Genomic DNA, 3,545 nt, shown 5'->3' with positions numbered 1-3,545 from the left:
TGATGATTTCGGCCTGGGACAAGGAATGTTTCCTCAAGATGGGGCTGCGCACCGGAATAATCTCGACCCTGCAGCGCCCCGCGCCGATTCTGGTCAACGGATATCCCGGCGTCAGGATTGTCCAGGACGGTATCATCAGTTATCAGATTTACCGCCGTCCCGATGGGCTGGAGTGGGAAATCGTTCTCGCTTCCAAACCGGTTGGAAACCGGTTCGCCTTCCCGATTCAGAGCGAAGGGCTCGATTTTCATTACCAGCCGCCCCTGACAGCCGAAGAGATTGCCGAAGGATGTGTTCGCCCCGACAGTGTGGTCGGCTCTTATGCCGTCTATCACTCCACCAAGAGGTGGAACCGGCGGAATGTCAACCTTGCCACCAAAGATACCACCTACGAATTCTACGGCACCGGCAAAGCCTTTCATATCTTCCGACCGGTGGCGCACGATGCCTTCGGGGCGACAACCTGGTGCGACTTAGAAATTACTAAAGATTCTCTGATAGTCACGGTGCCGACCGCGGCGCTCAATTTCGGGAAATATCCGATAACTATCGACCCGACCTTCGGACAGACCACGGCCGGAGGCTCCGGCGACAATATGGGGCTCTACCTTCGCGGAGATGGTCCGCATACCTCTGGCTCCGATGCCGGGGGAGCGACTGTGGATTCGATAATGTGGTATTGCTATACGGCAACCACTCCCCAGGACAATAATCTCATCGCCGGTATCTACACCGATGAAAGCCCCGACATCAATCCGAATTTGCGGGTTTCCTATCAAGCCAGCAGCGGCGATGCCGTCAATTTCAGCGGGGATGAGGCCGGCACCTGGATTAAGCATATCAATTTCACCGGCACGCTGTCGGCTTCGACTGCCTACCATTTTGTCTGGCTTACCGACACTAATGCCTCAACCGCTATCAGAATCGCTTACGACACTTATTCCGGTATCGAGCGGAATTCGACTTCCGGTTACACCTTGTCGAGTTTTCCCACTCTGCCGAGCGATGCATCGGGATATACCTGGGTTTCCAACACCAGCCGGAGGGCTTCGGCATACTGCGCCTACACTGTCTCCAGCGGCGGCGGCGCCGTGGTCTCAAGAAGGCGACGAGCGATAATTCTGGGAGGAGATGATTAAGATGATTAATCTGAAACGGTTTCTGCTGTTTGCGCTGGCCGTCTGGACCGGAACCTCAGTCCTGGTCAATGCCGGTTTCCTCGGAGTGAAGAAATCGACTGAGAGTATCGCTTTTCGGCTGCATAATCCGCTGGACTCGGCCGGGATTCCCGGCAAGCCGGACAGCGCCCATATCTTCACCTATGCCGACAACGCCGTAAGCAACGCCTATGCGGCGCGCTCGACCACCTATCCTTTCTCCGATATCTCGATTGACACCACCAAGAATTATGGCGACACCGCTTACTGGTTTGTCGATGCCATCGCCGATATCGATGGTCCCGGCGGGAATGTGCAGCTGGGGATAGATGTCGTTTTGTGGTATAAGAAACTGCCGACTCATACCTTTGTCGCAGTGCAGGTTATTTCGGACTCGCTCAATGTGGCGGTCGATACCGCCAAGCAGGCTCGTATCGGCTGGGACAACGACCTGATTGCCGAAGCGAACCGGACGATTACGATTCCGAATGACGGCATCACCGGAGCCAAGATTGCCGACAATGCTATCGGCTCAACCGAACTGGCGGCGAATGCGATAACTTCGGCGGAGATAGCCGACGGGGCGATTACCTCAGCCAAATTCGGCGCCGGAGCGATTACTTCCACGGTCATAGCGGACGATGCTATAACGGGCGCGAAGATTGCGCCGGCCAGTATCGGCTCCAGCGATTTCGTAACCGGCGCCATCGATGCCACGGTCATTGGAGCGGGAGCAATCGGAACCAGCGAAGCGCCGCTTCTGGCGAACCTCGATGCCACGGTCTCCAGCCGGTCGAGTTTCAATGCCGCCAGCGATTCGGTGCTTGTAGATTTGTCAGCATTCAACGGTGCGCTGGACAATGATACTACGCTCGTCAATTTCCTTCGGGCAGGGATAGGCGGCGATGGCGGCTCCGATTCAACATCTATCGCCCGCTGGGTCTGGAATACACCACATAGTAATCATACGGTAACCGGGACATTCGGGAGATATCTCGATGCGCCGGTTTCTGACCTATCAAGCGGGGGTGGTCTTTACTCACGACAAATCCTCCTGTTCGACTCTTCCGACGCGCAAGTTGTCCCCGGATGCCGCGTGACCGTTCGTAACATGACTCAGACCGCGCTGATAGCCGCTGGAGTAACATCCTCATTGGGAATAGTTGTCTTCAATCTTGACCCGGATAGTTTTTTGGTCATATCTTTTGCGCCGGGGTATCTTTTTGACGGTTCCGATACGATTCTGGTCGACGGCGCCGGCCTGGATACCATATACGGCTATCGCTTCGACCCCGGAGCACCGTCATCGCCCGAACTCTGCCGCGTTTATGGCTGGCTCTTTGACGCCTCCGGCGCTCCTGAAAGCGAGGCGGTTATTGCGGCATATCTTCCATCTGGAGTCAGCCGGATTGACAGCGGTATCGTGTCACCCTTCCAGGTGACAGCGGTCAGCGACAGCAACGGTTACTTCTACCTTGACCTGATACCAAACGGTTCTTTGATACCGGATGATTCCAAATATGAGATTACTATCTCACGAAGCGACGGCACTATCCTGCGGGAGCGTCTCACCGTGCCGCAACAGAGTAACTGGATGCTGACGTGGTAAACAATGTTCCCTATATTCGTCATTGCAAGGAGCCGGGAAGATTCTCGCCATCGGCGAGAATAGTGTCGCGACGAAGCCCCGCGGCTCTCAATGACGAAATTACTACTTCTGCCGGCAGTCCGCCGCGGCGGATCGCCTGTCGGAATTCGCCGAACCCGATTGCGTCAGTTCTTAGGTATGACTCCTGTCGGAGAGCGAACTGACGCCCAAAATAATCTACTTCAAGAGGAGGTCTTATGTTCATAATTACCATTCCAATTCTCGGCTCGCTCTGGGATTTTCTCCTCCAGAATATCTTCACCCTTTTAGGGGGGCTGGGGACTATCTTCATGGCGCTGGTGGTCTGGTTCGCCAGAAAGTATCTGGCGCCGTACCTTCAGGTGGAAAGTCGCCGTCGGTATGCCGAGTATATCGCGGCTATCGCTGATGAGGTCACCGATGACCTGGTGCGTAAATACCCGAACAACGAGTGGGTGAAGCGAATCGATGAAGCGGTGGATAAGATTATTGAAATTTGCGGAATCGATTCGGAGGTAGCGCGCCGGGCAACCTCAGCGGCGCTGGCGAGGAAGGGGATGGTGCGGGGACAGTGAGTTCCCGATATTGGTGCCCCACTCCTTGGAGTGGGAATGCTCCTCTCCATTCAAATCCCACTGCAAGCAGTGGGGCACCATATGTTCTTACTTCAATGTCGGATATGTCCCCGGCAGAAGCATCGGCAATGGCTGCCCCGGACGCTCACTCAACAGTTTGATATATCGATAAACCGGCTCCTCTTC

Annotated in this window: 4 protein-coding genes; 3 read left to right on the top strand and 1 reads right to left on the bottom strand. The window is 55.2% G+C overall.

Annotated features, from left to right (window positions below):
- Together AB1690_10325 and AB1690_10320 are read left to right on the top strand one after the other, a co-directional pair.
- The coding region (locus tag AB1690_10325) for a hypothetical protein (GenBank protein MEW6015707.1) at positions 1-1,139 on the top strand (1,139 nt) is incomplete at its 5' end.
- Positions 1,132-2,766, top strand: a complete 1,635-nt coding sequence (locus AB1690_10320; protein MEW6015706.1) for a hypothetical protein — start codon at positions 1,132-1,134, stop codon at positions 2,764-2,766. The genes AB1690_10325 and AB1690_10320, both read left to right, overlap by 8 nt.
- Positions 2,767-2,785: 19 nt before the next feature.
- Here the strand turns inward: AB1690_10320 and AB1690_10315 are convergent, their stop codons facing one another.
- The gene (locus tag AB1690_10315) at positions 2,786-3,010 is read right to left on the bottom strand and encodes a hypothetical protein (GenBank protein ID MEW6015705.1); all 225 of its coding nucleotides are present in this window, start codon (positions 3,008-3,010) and stop codon (positions 2,786-2,788) included.
- On the opposite strand from AB1690_10315, the gene AB1690_10310 reads away from it, so the two are divergent.
- Complete coding sequence (locus AB1690_10310; protein MEW6015704.1) at positions 3,003-3,359, top strand: hypothetical protein; 357 nt, start codon at positions 3,003-3,005, stop codon at positions 3,357-3,359. The genes AB1690_10315 and AB1690_10310 overlap by 8 nt on opposite strands.
- Positions 3,360-3,545 lie beyond the last annotated feature (186 nt).

The organism is Candidatus Zixiibacteriota bacterium (assembly GCA_040753495.1).
GTDB lineage: Bacteria > Zixibacteria > MSB-5A5 > GN15 > PGXB01 > DYGG01.
This window is presented reverse-complemented; position numbering and strand designations above follow the sequence as displayed.